This is a genomic window from Flavobacterium rhamnosi, assembly GCF_048286515.1.
GTDB lineage: Bacteria > Bacteroidota > Bacteroidia > Flavobacteriales > Flavobacteriaceae > Flavobacterium.
The window spans coordinates 38,212-54,806 of record NZ_JBLVPS010000025.1 but is presented as its reverse complement, the minus strand read 5'-3'; the positions used below and the strand labels follow the sequence as shown (position 1 = coordinate 54,806).

Annotated in this window: 10 protein-coding genes; 9 read left to right on the top strand and 1 reads right to left on the bottom strand. The window is 41.0% G+C overall.

What is annotated here, in order from left to right; all coding sequences use genetic code 11:
• Positions 1-178: 178 nt before the first annotated feature.
• Genes ACNQGN_RS16365 through ACNQGN_RS16350 form a run of 4 tightly spaced genes read left to right on the top strand, consistent with a single transcriptional unit; the run spans position 179 to position 2,430 of the window.
• Positions 179-400: a helix-turn-helix transcriptional regulator gene (locus ACNQGN_RS16365; protein ID WP_417988907.1), complete on the top strand. Its 222-nt coding sequence runs from the start codon at positions 179-181 to the stop codon at positions 398-400.
• Complete coding sequence (locus ACNQGN_RS16360) at positions 387-716, top strand: HipA N-terminal domain-containing protein (RefSeq protein ID WP_417988906.1); 330 nt, start codon at positions 387-389, stop codon at positions 714-716. The genes ACNQGN_RS16365 and ACNQGN_RS16360 overlap by 14 nt, the downstream gene beginning before the upstream one ends.
• Positions 713-1,660 carry a HipA domain-containing protein gene (locus ACNQGN_RS16355; protein WP_417988905.1) on the top strand — a complete coding sequence of 316 codons (948 nt, stop codon included), beginning with the start codon at positions 713-715 and terminating at the stop codon, positions 1,658-1,660. The genes ACNQGN_RS16360 and ACNQGN_RS16355 overlap by 4 nt, the downstream gene beginning before the upstream one ends.
• Positions 1,660-2,430, top strand: coding sequence for a metallophosphoesterase (locus ACNQGN_RS16350; protein WP_417988904.1), 771 nt, complete (start codon positions 1,660-1,662; stop codon positions 2,428-2,430). Before ACNQGN_RS16355 ends, ACNQGN_RS16350 begins: the two co-directional genes overlap by 1 nt.
• Before the next feature lie 207 nt (positions 2,431-2,637).
• On the opposite strand, the gene ACNQGN_RS16345 is transcribed toward ACNQGN_RS16350, so the two are convergent.
• Positions 2,638-2,814, bottom strand: coding sequence for a hypothetical protein (locus ACNQGN_RS16345; RefSeq protein WP_417988903.1), 177 nt, complete (start codon positions 2,812-2,814; stop codon positions 2,638-2,640).
• A gap of 646 nt (positions 2,815-3,460) precedes the next feature.
• Between ACNQGN_RS16345 and ACNQGN_RS16340 the strand changes: the two genes are divergently transcribed.
• The 5 genes from ACNQGN_RS16340 (at position 3,461) to ACNQGN_RS16320 (ending at position 16,560) form a co-directional block, all read left to right on the top strand.
• On the top strand, positions 3,461-4,747 hold the full coding sequence (locus ACNQGN_RS16340) for a DEAD/DEAH box helicase (RefSeq protein WP_417988902.1): 1,287 nt from the start codon (positions 3,461-3,463) through the stop codon (positions 4,745-4,747).
• A gap of 772 nt (positions 4,748-5,519) precedes the next feature.
• On the top strand, positions 5,520-5,831 hold the full coding sequence (locus ACNQGN_RS16335) for a hypothetical protein (RefSeq protein WP_417988901.1): 312 nt from the start codon (positions 5,520-5,522) through the stop codon (positions 5,829-5,831).
• Positions 5,828-6,514 carry a hypothetical protein gene (locus ACNQGN_RS16330; RefSeq protein ID WP_417988900.1) on the top strand — a complete coding sequence of 229 codons (687 nt, stop codon included), beginning with the start codon at positions 5,828-5,830 and terminating at the stop codon, positions 6,512-6,514. The genes ACNQGN_RS16335 and ACNQGN_RS16330 overlap by 4 nt, the downstream gene beginning before the upstream one ends.
• A 9-nt stretch (positions 6,515-6,523) precedes the next feature.
• Complete coding sequence (locus ACNQGN_RS16325; protein WP_417988899.1) at positions 6,524-11,494, top strand: beta strand repeat-containing protein; 4,971 nt, start codon at positions 6,524-6,526, stop codon at positions 11,492-11,494.
• 50 nt (positions 11,495-11,544) lie between these two features.
• Complete coding sequence (locus ACNQGN_RS16320; RefSeq protein WP_417988898.1) at positions 11,545-16,560, top strand: beta strand repeat-containing protein; 5,016 nt, start codon at positions 11,545-11,547, stop codon at positions 16,558-16,560.
• Positions 16,561-16,595: the final 35 nt, after the last annotated feature.

The window sequence follows — 16,595 nt, the reverse complement described above, 5'->3', positions numbered from 1 at the left end:
GGAAGCTCGAATATGAAAATTTACAATTTCTTATCCTTTTATAAAACAAAACACTGAGTAATAGAAGAATAATTTAAAAACAAAATTAACAAAGGTATCATTGCTGATTTAAGTGTCCTAAAGAGAACTTTAGCAGGTCTCTATTGGTGTCGAATTAAAAAAATAAAACAAAACACATATGAAATTAAGTGAATTCGTCAAAGAAAAAAGAAACGCAACCAATCTCACACAACCGGAATTGGCAGAAAAAGCAGGCGTAGGACTTCGTTTTGTTCGTGATTTAGAACAAGGCAAAGAAACGGTGCGTTTAGATAAAGTAAACCAAGTGTTGCAATTATTCGGCTATCAAGTAGGAGCTGTCCCAGTAATCTATAAAACTACAGTAGATGATAAAGGCTGAAATTAAAATACACAACACAACTGCGGGTTGGCTTTCTCAAGACGAAAACGGATACCATTTTGTTTACGACCCCGCCTTTTTGAAAATCAACAATCCAGAACCGGTTAGTTTGACATTACCAGTACAAGAAGCGGCATACACTAGTAAAGTACTATTTCCTTTTTTCGATGGTTTAATTCCCGAAGGATGGCTACTCGACATAGCCGAAAAAAATTGGAAATTAAATCCAAGAGACCGGATGGGTTTATTATTGTCTTGTTGTAAAGATTGCATTGGTGCGGTTAGTGTTCATCCCATAAATGAAGAGAAAGTATGAGCAGATGTCTATATTGTTATGAAAACCTACAGGAAAACGAAATAGATTTTCATACATCCTGCAGCAAAAAAATATTCGGTGTACCTACTCCGCCTGAGCTCCCATTTACAGAAACTCAAATGGAAGAATTGGCATTACAAGTGGTGAAAAGTCATATGACAGTAACGGGAGTACAACCAAAACTGTCGTTAGAACTCACACCCAGTGAAAATAGAAATGAACCCAAACGATTTACAATTCTAGGTCTTTGGGGAGGGTATATTCTAAAACCACCAACATCCAATTTTCCACAACTACCCGAAGTTGAAGATCTTACTATGCACTTAGCTACACTAGCTAAAATAAAAGTGGTACCGCACAGCTTGATAAGATTAGAATCAGGAAAATTAGCCTACATCACCAAAAGGATAGATCGCAATAAAAAAGATAAATTACACATGGAAGACATGTGCCAATTAACCGAAAGGTTAACCGAAAACAAATACCATGGCTCCTATGAACAAATAGCAAAAGCTATAATAAAATACTCAACCAACCCGGGTTTGGATGTAGTCAATTTTTTTGAGCAAGTATTATTTTCATTCCTTACCGGAAATGCTGATATGCACCTCAAGAACTTCTCTTTAATTAATCAGCCAGGAATAGGCCCTGTATTATCACCAGGTTATGATATGGTAGCAACAGCTATTGTAAATCCAGCAGACGATGAAGATCTGGCATTGACATTAAACGCCAAAAAGAAAAAAATAAGGAGAACTGATTTTGTAGCAGCTTTTACAACCTTAAATTTAGAGGCGAAACAACAGGAAAATATATTCAATAAAATGGAAAAAGCCAAAGTCAAATGGCTGGATCTAATTGACAAAAGTTTTTTGAGTGAAGATTTCAAACTAGGGTATAAAGAATTAATTACAGAGCGATTTTCAAGGTTAAATCTTTTATAATGGAAAATAATATGAAAATTCAATACTGTTCAGATCTCCACCTAGAATTTTTAGACAACCGAAAATGGGTTTTGGAAAATCCGATTATTCCAAAAGGAGATGTTCTTATTTTGGCTGGTGACATTGTACTTTTTAAAGAAATACATCAACATCAAAAATTCTTTGATTATATATCCGAACATTTTGAGCATACCTATTGGATTCCTGGTAATCATGAATATTATAACTCAGATATTTCCAAAAGAAGTGGTTCTTTTGAGGAAAAAATTAGAGACAATGTAACTTTACTAAACAATACGGTAAAAAACATTAATGGAGTGAGACTAGTATTTTCAACCTTATGGTCAAACATTTCAACTGAAAAACAATTTATCATAGAACAAAGCCTTTCGGATTTTAGAGTAATTCGAAAAAATGAAAAAAGACTAACTGTTGAAGATTATAACCAACTCCATCTGGAAAGCAGATTGTTTTTAGAAGAAACATTCCAAACTAAAACAAATAATCCAACAGTGGTGATAACCCACCACCCTCCTACTTTTATCAATTATCCTGAGAAATATGCCCATAGCCACATAAATGAAGCTTTTGGAACAGAAATGTCATCAGTTATAGAAAATAATGAAATAGAGTATTGGATCTATGGTCATCATCATTCTAATGTAGAAGATTTTAGAATTGGAAAAACAAAATTAATTACCAATCAATTGGGATATGTAAAATACAAGGAGAATGAAAACTTTAATAACAGCTCTGTATTTTCAATATAAAAAACTAAAAAACAGTACAATAAACCTAAAATCAATTAATTAGACTATTTTTTGTGCTTCTTAATGAAAAATTTGAATACTAAAGATATTGTAAAACTAACAAACGCACCAACAGATGCTAGTACAACCGTTTTTAAAACATCTTCCGAATGCAAATTCGGCAATACACTTAAAAATGTACCGCCAGCGGTACCTATTAATGTGTGATTACCTGCTTGCATTACTTTTTTCCTGAGTTGTGGTCAATTGACTTACAGCCGATAATATGTCACCAGAAACAGCCAAAGACCCTCCTATTGAACTAACAACAATTGGCAAAGCAATTGGCGCAGCCAAAATAGTTCCGCCAACTGCAGCCAATGCCAATCCTATATTTCGAAGCACTTTAAAAATTTCGGAGTTGGAGCTTTTGCTCTTTTTACTATATTCATAATTAGAATTTTAAGATTGAACAATTAATAAAACCTTTTCTTCTCGCTCCAGAGTTTAGTAAACTAAATTTTTCAATTTAACAAAAGCTTGTCGCGATTGAAGACCTAATATCTGGATTGTTTTTGTATACCTCCCTTTAAATATTTATAAATTTTTACGGGACAGCAACCCTTGTATTTACTGCTTCATAAAGGCATCAGAGCATCTCTCTTCGCAAAACTCTGGAAGTCCCGTTTTTTTTTAAATAAAAGGAAACAAAAAGGGAACAGAAATGTTGGGTCAGGCATTAATTTTTTGTGACAGCGTCTTCATTACCTTAATTATAAAATTTCATTATAAGCAGATTTAGAACTATTTAAGAGTTCAAAAAAATGGGTGTAGTAAACTAATTATTGATATTCCATTCCGTTTAAAGGAATAACAAGCATTGACCCTAATTATTATCGTCTCCACTATTGTTTGTAACAGATTAAAACGAAGTTTATACTTTATTTAAACGAAATCAAGCAATCAAAACCACACCGAGAAAATTAGCAGTACCTTTGCGCCAACTTAAAGAAGTATTCAAACAATCGTGTTTACTTCATAAACACTATTTATGTCATTTAACTCATTAGGCTTATCTGATGCTTTATTAAAAGCCATCAGCAAAAAAGGATACACAACACCTTCTCCAATACAACAAAAAGCAATTCCGCCAATTTTAGAAGGCAAAGATGTATTAGCATCAGCACAAACAGGAACAGGAAAAACAGCAGGTTTTACACTTCCAATATTACAATTATTATCGCAAGGGCAACACTTAAGACAAAGACCCATTCGTGCCTTAATATTAACTCCAACACGAGAATTGGCCGCTCAAGTATATGCCAATATAAAAGAATACAGTGAATTTTTAGATTTACGTAGCACAGTGATTTTTGGAGGCGTAAACCAAAATCCACAAGTTGGTCAATTGCGTCAAGGTATTGATATTTTAGTCGCAACTCCTGGTCGATTAATCGATTTACAGAATCAAGGTTTAATATCACTTTCTAAAGTTGAAATCTTAGTTTTAGATGAAGCAGACCGTATGCTCGACATGGGTTTTTTACGAGATATTGAACGCATTATAAAAGTATTACCTTCAAAAAGGCAAAACTTGATGTTTTCGGCAACCTTTTCAAAAGACATTAAGAAATTGGCAATGGGTATTTTACACAACCCCGTTCATGTAGAAGCTACCCCAGAAAACACAACAGTGGATGCTATTGTCCAAAAAGTATATCCTGTTGCAAAAGAGAAAAAAACAGAATTGATAATAAAACTTATTACTGAAGGAGATTGGAAACAGATTTTAGTATTTACGCGTACCAAACAAGGTGCTAATAAGCTGTGCGAAAGTATGATTAGTTCTGGCATTAAAGCAGCTGCTATTCATGGTAATAAAGGCCAAGGTGCACGGACCAAAGCCTTAGCTGGTTTTAAAAACGGAAGCCTGACAGCTTTGGTAGCTACAGATATTGCAGCTCGAGGTTTGGATATACCATTACTACCACATGTTGTTAATTTTGAATTGCCGAATATTCCCGAAGATTACGTCCACCGAATTGGTAGAACAGGAAGAGCTGGAGCAAGTGGAGAAGCTATTTCTTTATTTAGTCCAGACGAAACCACTTTTTTACGCGATATAGAAAAATTGGTCGGCATGAAATTGCCTGTAGAAAACATTAAAGACTTTGAGCCAGATCCTAACGCATCAACAGAACCTATTAAACAAGGTCAAGGAAGGCAACAACGTTTTTCAAACCCGAAAAAAACAAATACTGCTAATTCAAGAAGCGGGAACAACAACTCTAATTCGAGACGCCCAAATCAAAATAATGACAGACGCTCTAATAGATAATCTCATTTGGGTATCGGAGTTAAGTATAAAGCCACCCAGGAAGGAATCTATACTGTAACTATCTAAAAAAGACAACGAATATTGGTAGTTACAGTAATTCTAGTCCCATAAATGTACTCGTTGAAAAATTGAGCCTGGCCATCGCATATGCAAAGGTGGCAGCTTCCTTTGAAGACCGTATGCGATCATCGTAACTATTACCAATGGTTTTGGGTCATACGAGTACCTATTAGACAATGATTCTTTTCAAACAGACACTGTTTATCATGATGTCCCTTCGGGCGTACATTGTATTACCATTAATGCTACAAAAGGTAACTGCTGCACTATTACAGTAGGTGCTAAAGTATTGAAATATTCAAATTATCTCAGTCCGAATGGGATGGTTTTCATGATAATTGGAATATCAATTTAGCATTAAAAAATCCCGAGGGTTCTTCCAATTCAGTTCTAGATTAAAAACAGGTCGAAATTGATTTTTTTCAAGTCAACAATTCGTTCCAATTCCTACTTATTTTGCTTGCCATTATCCTGAAAAATGGCATAGACTTTCTGTTTTATTTTATATAAAATCAGCCTTCTTTCTTTTTAGACATATGTCTAGTGTAGTCCTTGCGATATTTATAAAATTTGCTAATAAAAAATTCGAAATAAATCATCCCGTTTTTATGCATTTAGTACTATCCATTGAAAACGAAGTCCATAGCCAATTCTCACAACAAAAGAAACAATAGGGCTACAAAGTATTTCAGGAAATTAAAAAAACAATTTAGTGATTAATCAAGGGTATCAGCAAAGTACAAACCGTGGGCCAAATTCACGTTTTATACCGGAAGACATAATAACAGCGACCGATCCAAATCCCGTTTCAGCGGTTGTGAATTTTGAATTTTCATCTAAAATTAAGGGCTTAATCAAACTAACTTTTTTTGATTTACCTGGGAAAGTGGTTTTCTATCTGGAAAAGAAAGCCAATGAAAATGTTCTGACTATTGATACTATTTATTTATCAGAGGAAAAACACATCCTAAAACTAATGCGAGAAAATTATAATTATTCAACCAAAACAATAAAATTAAAATGACCAAACCAACAATAATACTATTGTTTTTTATAGCTGTTACGAATGGATACTGTCAGGGAACATATTTTCGTACCGGAAAGAATTATACTAAATATAAATTCAAAAGTACAACTGAAACAACAAACATCGACTTCCAGATAGGCACAGGAACTACTTTTGAAATCGGTTACTTAAAAACCTTTAAAAACAAAAAATTTGGATACAATATTAGTTTGACATTAGATGAGTATAATTCCACTGCTAATTCAGATTTAAACAGCTACAATTGGAAAACTGAATATATTGGCATTAAAAACTCCTTCCAATTTAATATTATAGAGACCACTTATTTTGACATCGACACCAAAATAGGGTTAAATATAGACACCATTCTTTATGGTAAGCAAAAAACGAATAGCTTACTGTTCGATTTAACAAAGGAAAAAGAATTTTCTGGATTAGTGCTTGTGCCCTTTATAGGAATTCAGGTAAAAAGTAAATTATCACAATATGGCTATTTGAGTTTTGGATATAATTATTCTACAGGTATTAACGTATCAAATTCCAGTGATGAAAAATTATCATTTTATACAAAGCAAATTCAATTTGGTATTCATCTTAAAGTCAATAAAAAAATTATTGAAAAAGTTAATGAGAAAGTTAACGAGGAGAGTAATGAAATGAGCTACGAAAAAGAGTACTAAATCAATATTATGAAAAAGAGACTTCTACTACTAATGCTATTGGTTACTTCAATGTTCTATGCCCAAAATAATGGAATAACCTATCAAGCAGTTATTTTAAATCCAAATGGAGAAAAATTACCCGGTGTAAATAATGACAATGTACCTTTAGCTAACAAACAAATTTGCTTACAGTTTACAATCTTTGATGCTGCCGCACAAAATGAATATCAGGAAACAATTCAGACCACTACAGATGAATTCGGTATGGTAAATTTAATTATTGGTTCAGGACGTCAATCAGGAGGATATACAGCTTCATTCGATAAAATTGTATGGAGTTCGCCAAGTCTAATGAGTTTAAAAGTGGCGTTAGATTTGAACGTATTATGTGGCTCGTATGAAGAAATAAGTAATCAGCATTTTTCATCGGTTCCTTTTTCATTCACGGCTGCTAACGCAGAAAATGTTACTGGTGTAATTGCTATTGAAAACGGAGGTACAAATGCAACGACAATAATTGGGGCAAAAAATAATCTGGGATTGAAAAATGTAGATAATACAAGCGATTTAAATAAACCGATATCTATTGAAACTTTAACAGCGTTAGATTTAAAAGAATCAACTGCCAATAAATCTTTGGATGTGGCCATTGATGCTACTTCAAATACCAAATACCCAACTGTAAAAGCAGTCAAAACTTATGTGGATGCAAATGCATCAATAGGATCAACAGCATTAGCTCTAGAAATTACCAGAGGCATCAATGCAGAAAATGCGCTGGTTGCGAACTTGGCTGCCGAAACAAATAACCGTATAACTGGAGACGTAACATTTACGACCAATTTGTCCTCGGAAGTTGGCCGTGCTATTGCTGTCGAAAATACAAAGGAAGCCATTGCTAATAAAAGTATTAATGTTATTACAGATGGAACTTCAGATATAAGATACCCAACTGTAAAAGCAATAAAATCCTATGTTGATGCTCAAACAATAGCTGGAATTGTGGACGGTGGTATCAGCACGATAAAATTGGCTGATGGAAGCGTAACAGATGAGAAAGTTGCATTAGGAATCAGTCCAACAAAGGTAGGATTGGGCAATGTAAATAACACCAGCGATTTAAACAAACCAATATCTATCGCAACTTTGACAGCGTTAGATCTAAAGGAATCAACTGCCAACAAATCTCAGGATATAGCCATTGATGCTGCTTCAAATACCAAATACCCAAGTGTAAAAGCAGTAAAAACATACCTAGATGCAAATGCATCAACAGGAGCAACGGCGTTGGCCGCTGAAGTTACCAGAGCCACCAATGCAGAAAATGCGCTGGTTACGAACCTGGCTACCGAAACGAATAACCGCATAACTACGGACGCTATATTTACGACCAATTTAGCCTCGGAAATAAACCGTGCTACCGAGGCGGAAGCAACCAAAGAATCCGCGGCAAACAAATCGTTTGATATAACAAACGATGCCACATCTGATCTAAAGTTTCCAAGTGTAAAAGCAGTAAAAACATATGTCGATGCTAAAACAGCAGCTGCAGTATTAGCGAGTGAAACAGGAGCCAATTTAACGTATATCAATTCACCGACCCAGGGTGTGATAATGTCCGATACTGGAACGAGTGCTATAATACCTGCGGGATCGACGATCGACGCAAGTTTGATGCTTCCTGCTGACAAAATCAAATTAAATGACATCGGTCCTTTAACAGGCATGGTCACCTCTTCAGGGAATGTTACAACGGTAGTAACCAATGCAAATTTGACTGGAGATGTTTCCTCTTTTGGTAACACAACTACGATTGGCGCAAATAAAGTGACTTATAACAAGCTGCAAACCATGACCGCTAATAAATTGCTGGGTTCCGGACTATCGGGAACTGCCGTCAGTGAAATTACCCTGGGCACCGGATTGTCTTTTGCGGGTAGTACCCTGAACGCAGCAGCAGGAACCCTAACAAGTGTATCAGTGGTTCCAGCAAATGGAGTTACCGGATCCGTTACAGCAACTACAACTCCAGCCATAACATTAACTCTAGGGGCAATAACGCCAACATCCGTAGCTGCTACAGCAAATGTGACTGGAGCCAATTTGTCTGGAACCAATACAGGCGACAACGCAATAAATTCATTGTATAACGGATTGGTAACTAATGCCACGCATACAGGCGATGTTACTGGCTCAGGAATATTGACTTTGGCGACCGTAAATGCAAACGTTGGTGGTTTTGGTACGGCGGCGTCTGTTCCTGCTATAACTGTAAATGAGAAAGGATTAGTAACTGCAGCGGCTAACTCGCCAATTCAGATTTCAGAATCACAAGTAACAAATTTGGTAACGGATTTGGCGGCCAAACAAGCGGCAATAACACTTACTACAACCGGAACCAGCGGCGCTTCAACTTTAGTCGGAAACATATTAAATATTCCACAATATTCAGGGGGCACTGCAGACGCAGCAACGGCTAATCCGCTATCGCAGTTTGCGGCGACAACATCGGCGCAATTAGCGGGTGTGTTAAGTGATGAAACCGGAACCGGCACGGTGGTGTTTTCAGCATCGCCAACATTAACAGGCATTGCGCTGGCACCAACGCCAGCTGTCGATACAAATACGGATCAAGTTGCAACTACCGCCTTTGTTCTTGGCCAGCTTTCATCAACGACTCCGATTATAGATGGGACAGCCGCTATAGGAACTGGAAAAACATTTGCCAGAGCGGATCATGTGCATCCAACAGATACATCCCGTGCACCAGCAGTGGGTTCATCAAGTGTTACGACCCTTGGGACAATCACTACGGGTACATGGAACGGAACAACGATTTCGGTTGCAAAGGGTGGAACAGGTGCTACGACCGCAAGTTTAGGATTAAATAATTTATTGCCCACACAAACAGCGAATGCAGGAAGGCTTTTACAAACTGATGGCACAAATGCAACATGGGTTGTGGCCGGTACCGGAAATGCATTAACGACTAATCCGATATCGCAGTTTGCAGCGACAACATCGGCGCAATTAGCAGGTGTATTGAGTGATGAAACCGGAACGGGCAATGCGGTGTTTTCCGCATCGCCAACATTGGTAACACCTAATTTAGGCACACCTTCAACATTAGTGGGAACCAATATCACGGGAACAGCGCCTGGCTTAACCGCAGGAAAGGTTACCACCAACGCCGACTTAACGGGAGACGTTACCTCTTCGGGTAGCAATACAACCGCAATTGGCGCAAATAAAGTAACCTATGCCAAGATCCAAACCATGACCGCCAACAAATTGTTGGGTTCCGGACAAGTTGGAAATGGTGTCGGTGAAATTACCCTGGGTACTGGATTGTCTTTTTCGGGCAGTACCCTGAATGCGGCTGGCGTTGGAGGAGCCAATTTAGCCTATACCAATTCCCCAACTCAGGGAGTGATAACCTCGGATTCCGGAACAAGTGCCACAGTTCCCGCCGGGTCGATTGTCGACGCAAGTTTAATGCTTCCTGCCGACAAAATCAAATTAAATTCCATATCAGGAACCAATACTGGCGACCAAACAACGATTACAGGCAATGCGGGAACGGCAACAACCCTTCAAACCGGTAGAACTATAAGTACCTCTGGCGATGTTGTATACACTTCACCTGCCTTTAACGGTAGCGCAAATGTCACGGCAGCAGCCACTATTTCTAACGGCGCGGTCACTTATGCTAAACTTCAAAACCTAACCACAAACAGATTGTTAGGGCGGAGCACCGCAGGAAGCGGGGTTGCAGAGGAAATTACCATAGGTGCTGGATTGTCTTTTTCAGGCAGTACCCTGAACGCGACAGGTGGAAGCGGAACCGTAACAAGTGTTTCAGTGGCTTCAGCAAATGGAGTTACCGGAACAGTTGCAACAGCAACAACAACACCAGCCATAACTTTAACTTTAGGGGCAATCACGCCAACATCGGTAGCTGCTACAGGAACCGTGATCGGAAGTAATTTGTCTGGAACCAATACCGGCGACCAAACAAATATCTCCGGTAATGCGGCAACAGCAACAGCCTTACAAACGGGTAGAACTATTAGTACCACAGGTGACGTTGCTTACACTTCGCCTCTATTTACCGGGAGCGGAAATGTTACAGCGGCGGCCACTATTACTCCAGGTGCGGTCACTTATGGTAAGATGCAAACCATGAGCGCCAACAAATTGTTAGGTTCAGGACTAGCGGGAACGGTCGTCAGTGAAATTACCCTAGGCACCGGATTATCTTTTACAGCTGGTACACTGAATGCGACCGGCGTCGGATCAGCAACCAATTTAACCTATACCAATTCCACAACCCAGGGAGTGGTACTCTCTGATACCGGGACGGATGCCATAATCCCTGCGGGCTCGACTCTCGACGCGAGTTTGATGCTTCCTGCTGATAAAACCAAATTAGACAAAATAACCGATATTGTTGGTGTTGCAGATGCTAATAAAGTTTTGACGGTAAATGCGGGAGGCACCGCTGCAACATGGGTTGCCCCTTTAGTGGCTGGTGCTCTTCAGTATTATCATCCGGGTGGCATTGCAGGGACAAGTATAACTGTTGCAGCAACCGGGCCGGGTATTACTGTTTCACTAAAGCATGGATTTGACTTTCTATCCAATGCAGATTCTGGTAAGAATAACTTGTTTGAATTTATTGTGCCTAATGGAGTGCTATTGAAATCCATACAAATTATCGGAACCAATTCATTAATCGGATTTGCAGATGGTACGGCACCATCCCTTTACCTTAATGTGGTTTACGGAGATACCAGCATAAATAACGATAATACTGACGCAAGATTGCCTCTCTATTATTACATGTATGATAGAAATACAGCTGGAAGACAGCGATTATTAACTCCAAATGTTAGTTCAAATTCGATATTAATAGCTGATCCAGTATCGAATAATACAATAAAAGTATTTGCGCTTTACTCAACATTGACAAACTGGAGTTTTACTATAGGGTTCTAGGGGTTATTAATTGGCTATAGATGGCTCTAATCGTAAAAATAAAAAAAATAATGAAAACAATAAAAACAACTGGTTATTATTTACTGATTATAACGTTTTTACTTTTCGGGTTGAACTGTACAGCCCAAAATTCGGTAAATGGTGCATTTGCTGTTACTGATGTTTATTCTTCATCAGTGATTGGTTCGGAATATACTATAGGGGGAGATTTTTCAGATATTAATTATATGTTTAGTGCGCTGGATATAAAAGTAAGCGACATTATTGTTGATGGTGACGGTAAATTGTTTCGGATAGACGCAATCCAGAGTTCAAATTCTATTCATATTATTGTTGACGTTACATATCTTTCCGGAGCAAGTGATCCTGCTCAGACAGAACCACTTAATTACGCTTCTGGAACACTTTTCCGTCCAACAGCAAATGGCTATCCTTTAGTTACCTATGATCCAATAAATCCTAATCCCCGTTTAATGGCTTCTGTTCAAAATGCCGCCCTGCTGGCAATAAGCAAAGACATATCGATTGTTAATGTTAGCTCATCAACAACAGGATCGGATCTAAGTACCGAAATAGACCGTGCCACTGCAGCCGAAGCTACAAAAGAAGATACGGCCAACAAATCGGTGGATTTAACAGCCGATGGCGCATCCGACCTGAAGTTTCCAAGCGTAAAGGCGGTAAAAACATACGTGGATGCCGGTGATACAACAGCTGCAACAAACTTGGAAACGGAAGCGACTCGCGCCACCACTGCCGAGGGAACCAAAGAAGACACGGCTAACAAATCGGTGGATTTAACAATCGATGGCGCGTCCGACGTGAAGTTTCCAAGCGTGAAAGCAGTAAAAACATACGTGAACGCACTTGCTACTGCCGATGCAACAACAATTAGCAAAGGTAAGATTCAATTGGCGGGAGAGTTAACCGGAACGGCAGAAGCCCCAACTCTAGTGAATGACGCGGTTACAGGGAAGGTCTTGACCGGTTTCACCAGTGGAACCGGAGCAGTAGTGGCGACAGACAATATTCTGCAAGCCATCGAGAAATTAGACGGAAAGCAGGCGGCCATAACACTTACTACAACCGGAACCAGCGGAGCTTCAACTTTAGTCGGAAACACATTAAATATCCCACAGTATTCAGGGGGTACTGGAGACGCAGCAACGGCCAATCCGCTATCGCAGTTTGCAGCGACAACATCGGCGCAATTAGCAGGTGTGTTAGGTGATGAAACCGGAACCGGCGCGGTGATGTTTTCAGCATCGCCAACATTAACAGGCATTGCGTTGGCACCAACGCCGGTTGTTGATACAAATACGGATCAAGTTGCAACCACTGCTTTTGTTCTTGGCCAACTTTCATCAACGACTCCGATTATAGATGGGACAGCGGCTATAGGAACTGGAAAAACTTTTGCCAGAGCGGATCACGTGCATCCAACAGATACATCGCGCGTACCGGCAGCAGGTTCATCAAGTGTTACTACCCTTGGGACAATCACCTCGGGTACATGGAATGGAACAGCGATTCCGGTTGCAAACGGTGGAACGGGAGCTACGACCGCAAGTTCTGGATTAAATAATTTATTGCCTACACAAACAGCGAATGCAGGAAGGGTTTTACAAACTGATGGCGCAAATGCAACCTGGGTTACAGCAAGTACCGGAGATGCAGCAACGGCTAATCCGCTATCGCAGTTTGCGACAACAACATCGGCGCAATTAGCGGGTGTGTTAAGTGATGAAACCGGAACCGGCATGGTGGTGTTTTCAGCATCGCCAACATTAACAGGCATCGCGCTGGCACCAACGCCAACTTTTGATACAAATACGGATCAAGTTGCAACCACTGCCTTTGTTCTTGGCCAGCTTTCATCAACTACTCCGATTATAGATGGCACAGCGTCTGCGGGAATTGCAACAACCTCTTCCAGGGCAGATCACGTGCATCCAACGGATACATTGCGCGCACCGGCAGCGGGTTCATCAAGTATTACCACCCTTGGGACAATCACCTCGGGTACCTGGAATGGAACAGCGATTTCGGTTGCAAACGGTGGAACGGGGGCTATAACATCAAGTTCTGCATTAAATAATTTATTGCCGACACAAACAGCGAATGCAGGAAGGGTTTTACAAACTGATGGCGTAAATGCAAGCTGGGTTACAACAAGTATCGGAGAGGCGGCAACGGCTAATCCATTATCGCAGTTTGCGACAACAACATCGGCGCAATTAGCGGGTGTATTAAGTGATGAAACTGGAACCGGTAGTGTGGTTTTTTCCGCATCGCCAACTTTGATTACGCCGAATCTGGGTACGCCTACCGTCTTGGAGGGAACCAACATTACCGGAACAGCGACAGGCTTGACGGCAGGAACGGTTACCACCAATGCGGATTTAACCGGCGAAGTCACCAGTTCTGGAAACATGACAACCGTTAAAAATGCCACAGTTATAGGGAAGGTATTGACCGGCTTCACCAGTGCAGCTGGGCAAATACTTACTACAGATTCTATCTTACAAGCCATCGAGAAATTAGACGGAAACCTGGCGGGCGGGATATCTGATGCAACAACGATCAGTAAAGGCAGGATTCAACTCGCGGGAGATTTAGCCGGAACGGCAGCATCCCCCATGGTAGCAGGAATAAACGGGACTTCCCTAGCCGGTCTTGCCACAGGGATTTTGAAAAACAACACCACAACGGGAGTGCCAAGCATTGCCTCGGTTAGAACCGATTATGCCGAACCAACTACCGTATTGGCTACCGGTATACTAAAAAACACCAATGGATCCGGACAACATACAATTGCCTTAGCTGCAGATTTTCCGAGATTGGACCAAAATACATCGGGTACTGCAGCGAACGTTACAGGGATTGTAAATGGGTCAAACGGCGGTACGGGAATTAACAATGGTCTCAATACCATAACCCTTGGAGGGAATTTTACCACGGCTGGGAGTTATAGCACAACTTTAGTTGTATCAGCCAACACCGCTGTTAACCTGCCTGGTAGCGGAACTTTGGCCACTCTTACCGACGTATTCACTGCCAGTGCCACCAATGCCAATCTGACGGGACCGATAACAAGTTCGGGAAATGCCACTTTGGTAACTTCTCAAACAGGAACGGGTTCCAAGTTTGTCATGGATAATTCGCCAACCTTGATTACGCCAACTTTAATTACGCCGAACCTGGATACGCCTACGGCCTTGGTAGGAACCAACATTACCGGAACAGCGGCAGGCTTGACGGCAGGAACAGTTACCACCAATGCGGATTTGACTGGCGAAGTCACTAGTTCAGGAAACGCAACAACTGTTACAAATGACGCGGTTATAGCCAAGGTATTGACCGGTTTCAGCAGAACATCCGGAGCAATAACGGCGACTGACAATATCCTGCAAGCCATCGAGAAATTAGATGGAAACCTGGCGGCCGGAGTAATCGATGCAACAGCAAGCGACAAAGGTATAATTCAACTCGCGGGGGATCTGGCAGGAACGGCAGCAACCCCCAGGGTAGCAGGAATAAACGGTACTTCCCTAGCCGGTCTTTCAACTGGGATCTTGAAAAACACCACCGCAACGGGAATGCCCAGCATTGCCACGGTTAGAACCGATTATGCTGAACCAACTAGCGCATTGCCTAGTGGTATATTAAAAAACACCACTGTAACTGGACAACATACAATTGCCTTACCAGCAGATTTTCCGAGATTGGACCAAAACACATCAGGGACTGCAGCCAACGTTACAGGGACTGTAAGCGGGGCAAACGGAGGAACGGGAGTTAACAACGGCAGCCATACCATAACCCTCGGAGGGGATTTTGTCATGGCCGGACCACATCTGGTAACTTTATCAACAACGGGAGAAACCGCCCTTACCCTTCCTCTTAGCGGAACTTTGGCAACTCTTGACGACCTGGTGGCAGAAACAACACCCGATGCTACAACGGGCAGCAAGGGCAAGATTCAACTGGCGGGAGATTTAACAGGAACGGCTGCAGCCCCCTGGGTAACCAATGCCGCGGTTATAACGAAAGTATTGACCGGTTTTGCCAGTGGATCTGGAGCAGTATCTGGTACAGATACTATCTTGGGAGCCATCCAGAAATTAGACGGTAAGCAGACGGCTATAACACTTACTACAACCGGCACCAGCGGTGCTTCAACTTTAGTCGGGAGCACACTGAACATTCCACAGTATGCCGGCTCAACCGGAACGGTGACGGGTGTTTCGGTGACCACAGCCAACGGAATTTCAGGAACGGTGACAGCGGCACCGACTCCTGCCCTATCTTTGTCTTTAGCAGCAATCACGCCAACATCCATAAACGGTGTTGTTCTTTCAGGTGCTGCAACACCCACTCTCTCCGTTACCGGAACGACGGCGGTTTCGGGAACTAACAGCGGCGATAATGCAGTAAATATTACCTATGAAAGTGATTACAGGGCTGCCAATTTCAGATCAGGTATTGAATACGCTTTGCCCAATGCAAGCACCTCCGGTACAGCGCTTAATGTTTCGGGAATTGTGGCGGGGGCAAACGGGGGAACTGGCGTTGCCAACATCGGCAAGACCCTAACCCTTGGAGGAAATTTGACCACTACCGGGCCATTTGCCTCCAATATAACAGCAACGGCTGCCACCGCTGTTACCCTACCCACAAGCGGGACTTTGGCTACTCTTGACGGCGTGGAATCGTTGACCAACAAATCTATTACAGGAAGCTCAAATGGGACCAGCACAATTGTAGGGTTTAATACTGTCGTAAACACAGTATCAGCCACTACTTATACTCTGGTACAAGCTGATAACGGGAAGGTGCTCAACTTTACAAATGGTTCAGCGATTACGTTAACCATTCCTGCGGGCCTTAGTGCAGGATTCAACTGTTTGATCGTACAATACGGCGCTGGTGTAATTACCCTAACTGGCAGTGGAACCGCTGTAGTGAACAAATCCAATTACACTAAAACTGCAGGACCTTATTCTATAGCTACCATTGTAAGCCCTGTTACGAATGTATTTATCACCAGTGGTAACATGAATTAATTAAATGAAACAATAATACTATGCGAATTCGTTAT

Bases quoted from the DNA above. Each gene is read 5' to 3' on its own strand.
- ACNQGN_RS16340 (WP_417988902.1), top strand. From the start codon at position 3,461: ATGTCATTTAACTCATTAGGCTTATCTGATGCTTTATTAAAAGCCATC.
- ACNQGN_RS16320 (WP_417988898.1), top strand. From the start codon at position 11,545: ATGAAAACAATAAAAACAACTGGTTATTATTTACTGATTATAACGTTT.
- ACNQGN_RS16365 (WP_417988907.1), top strand. From the start codon at position 179: ATGAAATTAAGTGAATTCGTCAAAGAAAAAAGAAACGCAACCAATCTC.
- ACNQGN_RS16355 (WP_417988905.1), top strand. From the start codon at position 713: ATGAGCAGATGTCTATATTGTTATGAAAACCTACAGGAAAACGAAATA.
- ACNQGN_RS16350 (WP_417988904.1), top strand. From the start codon at position 1,660: ATGGAAAATAATATGAAAATTCAATACTGTTCAGATCTCCACCTAGAA.
- ACNQGN_RS16360 (WP_417988906.1), top strand. From the start codon at position 387: ATGATAAAGGCTGAAATTAAAATACACAACACAACTGCGGGTTGGCTT.
- ACNQGN_RS16330 (WP_417988900.1), top strand. From the start codon at position 5,828: ATGACCAAACCAACAATAATACTATTGTTTTTTATAGCTGTTACGAAT.
- ACNQGN_RS16325 (WP_417988899.1), top strand. From the start codon at position 6,524: ATGAAAAAGAGACTTCTACTACTAATGCTATTGGTTACTTCAATGTTC.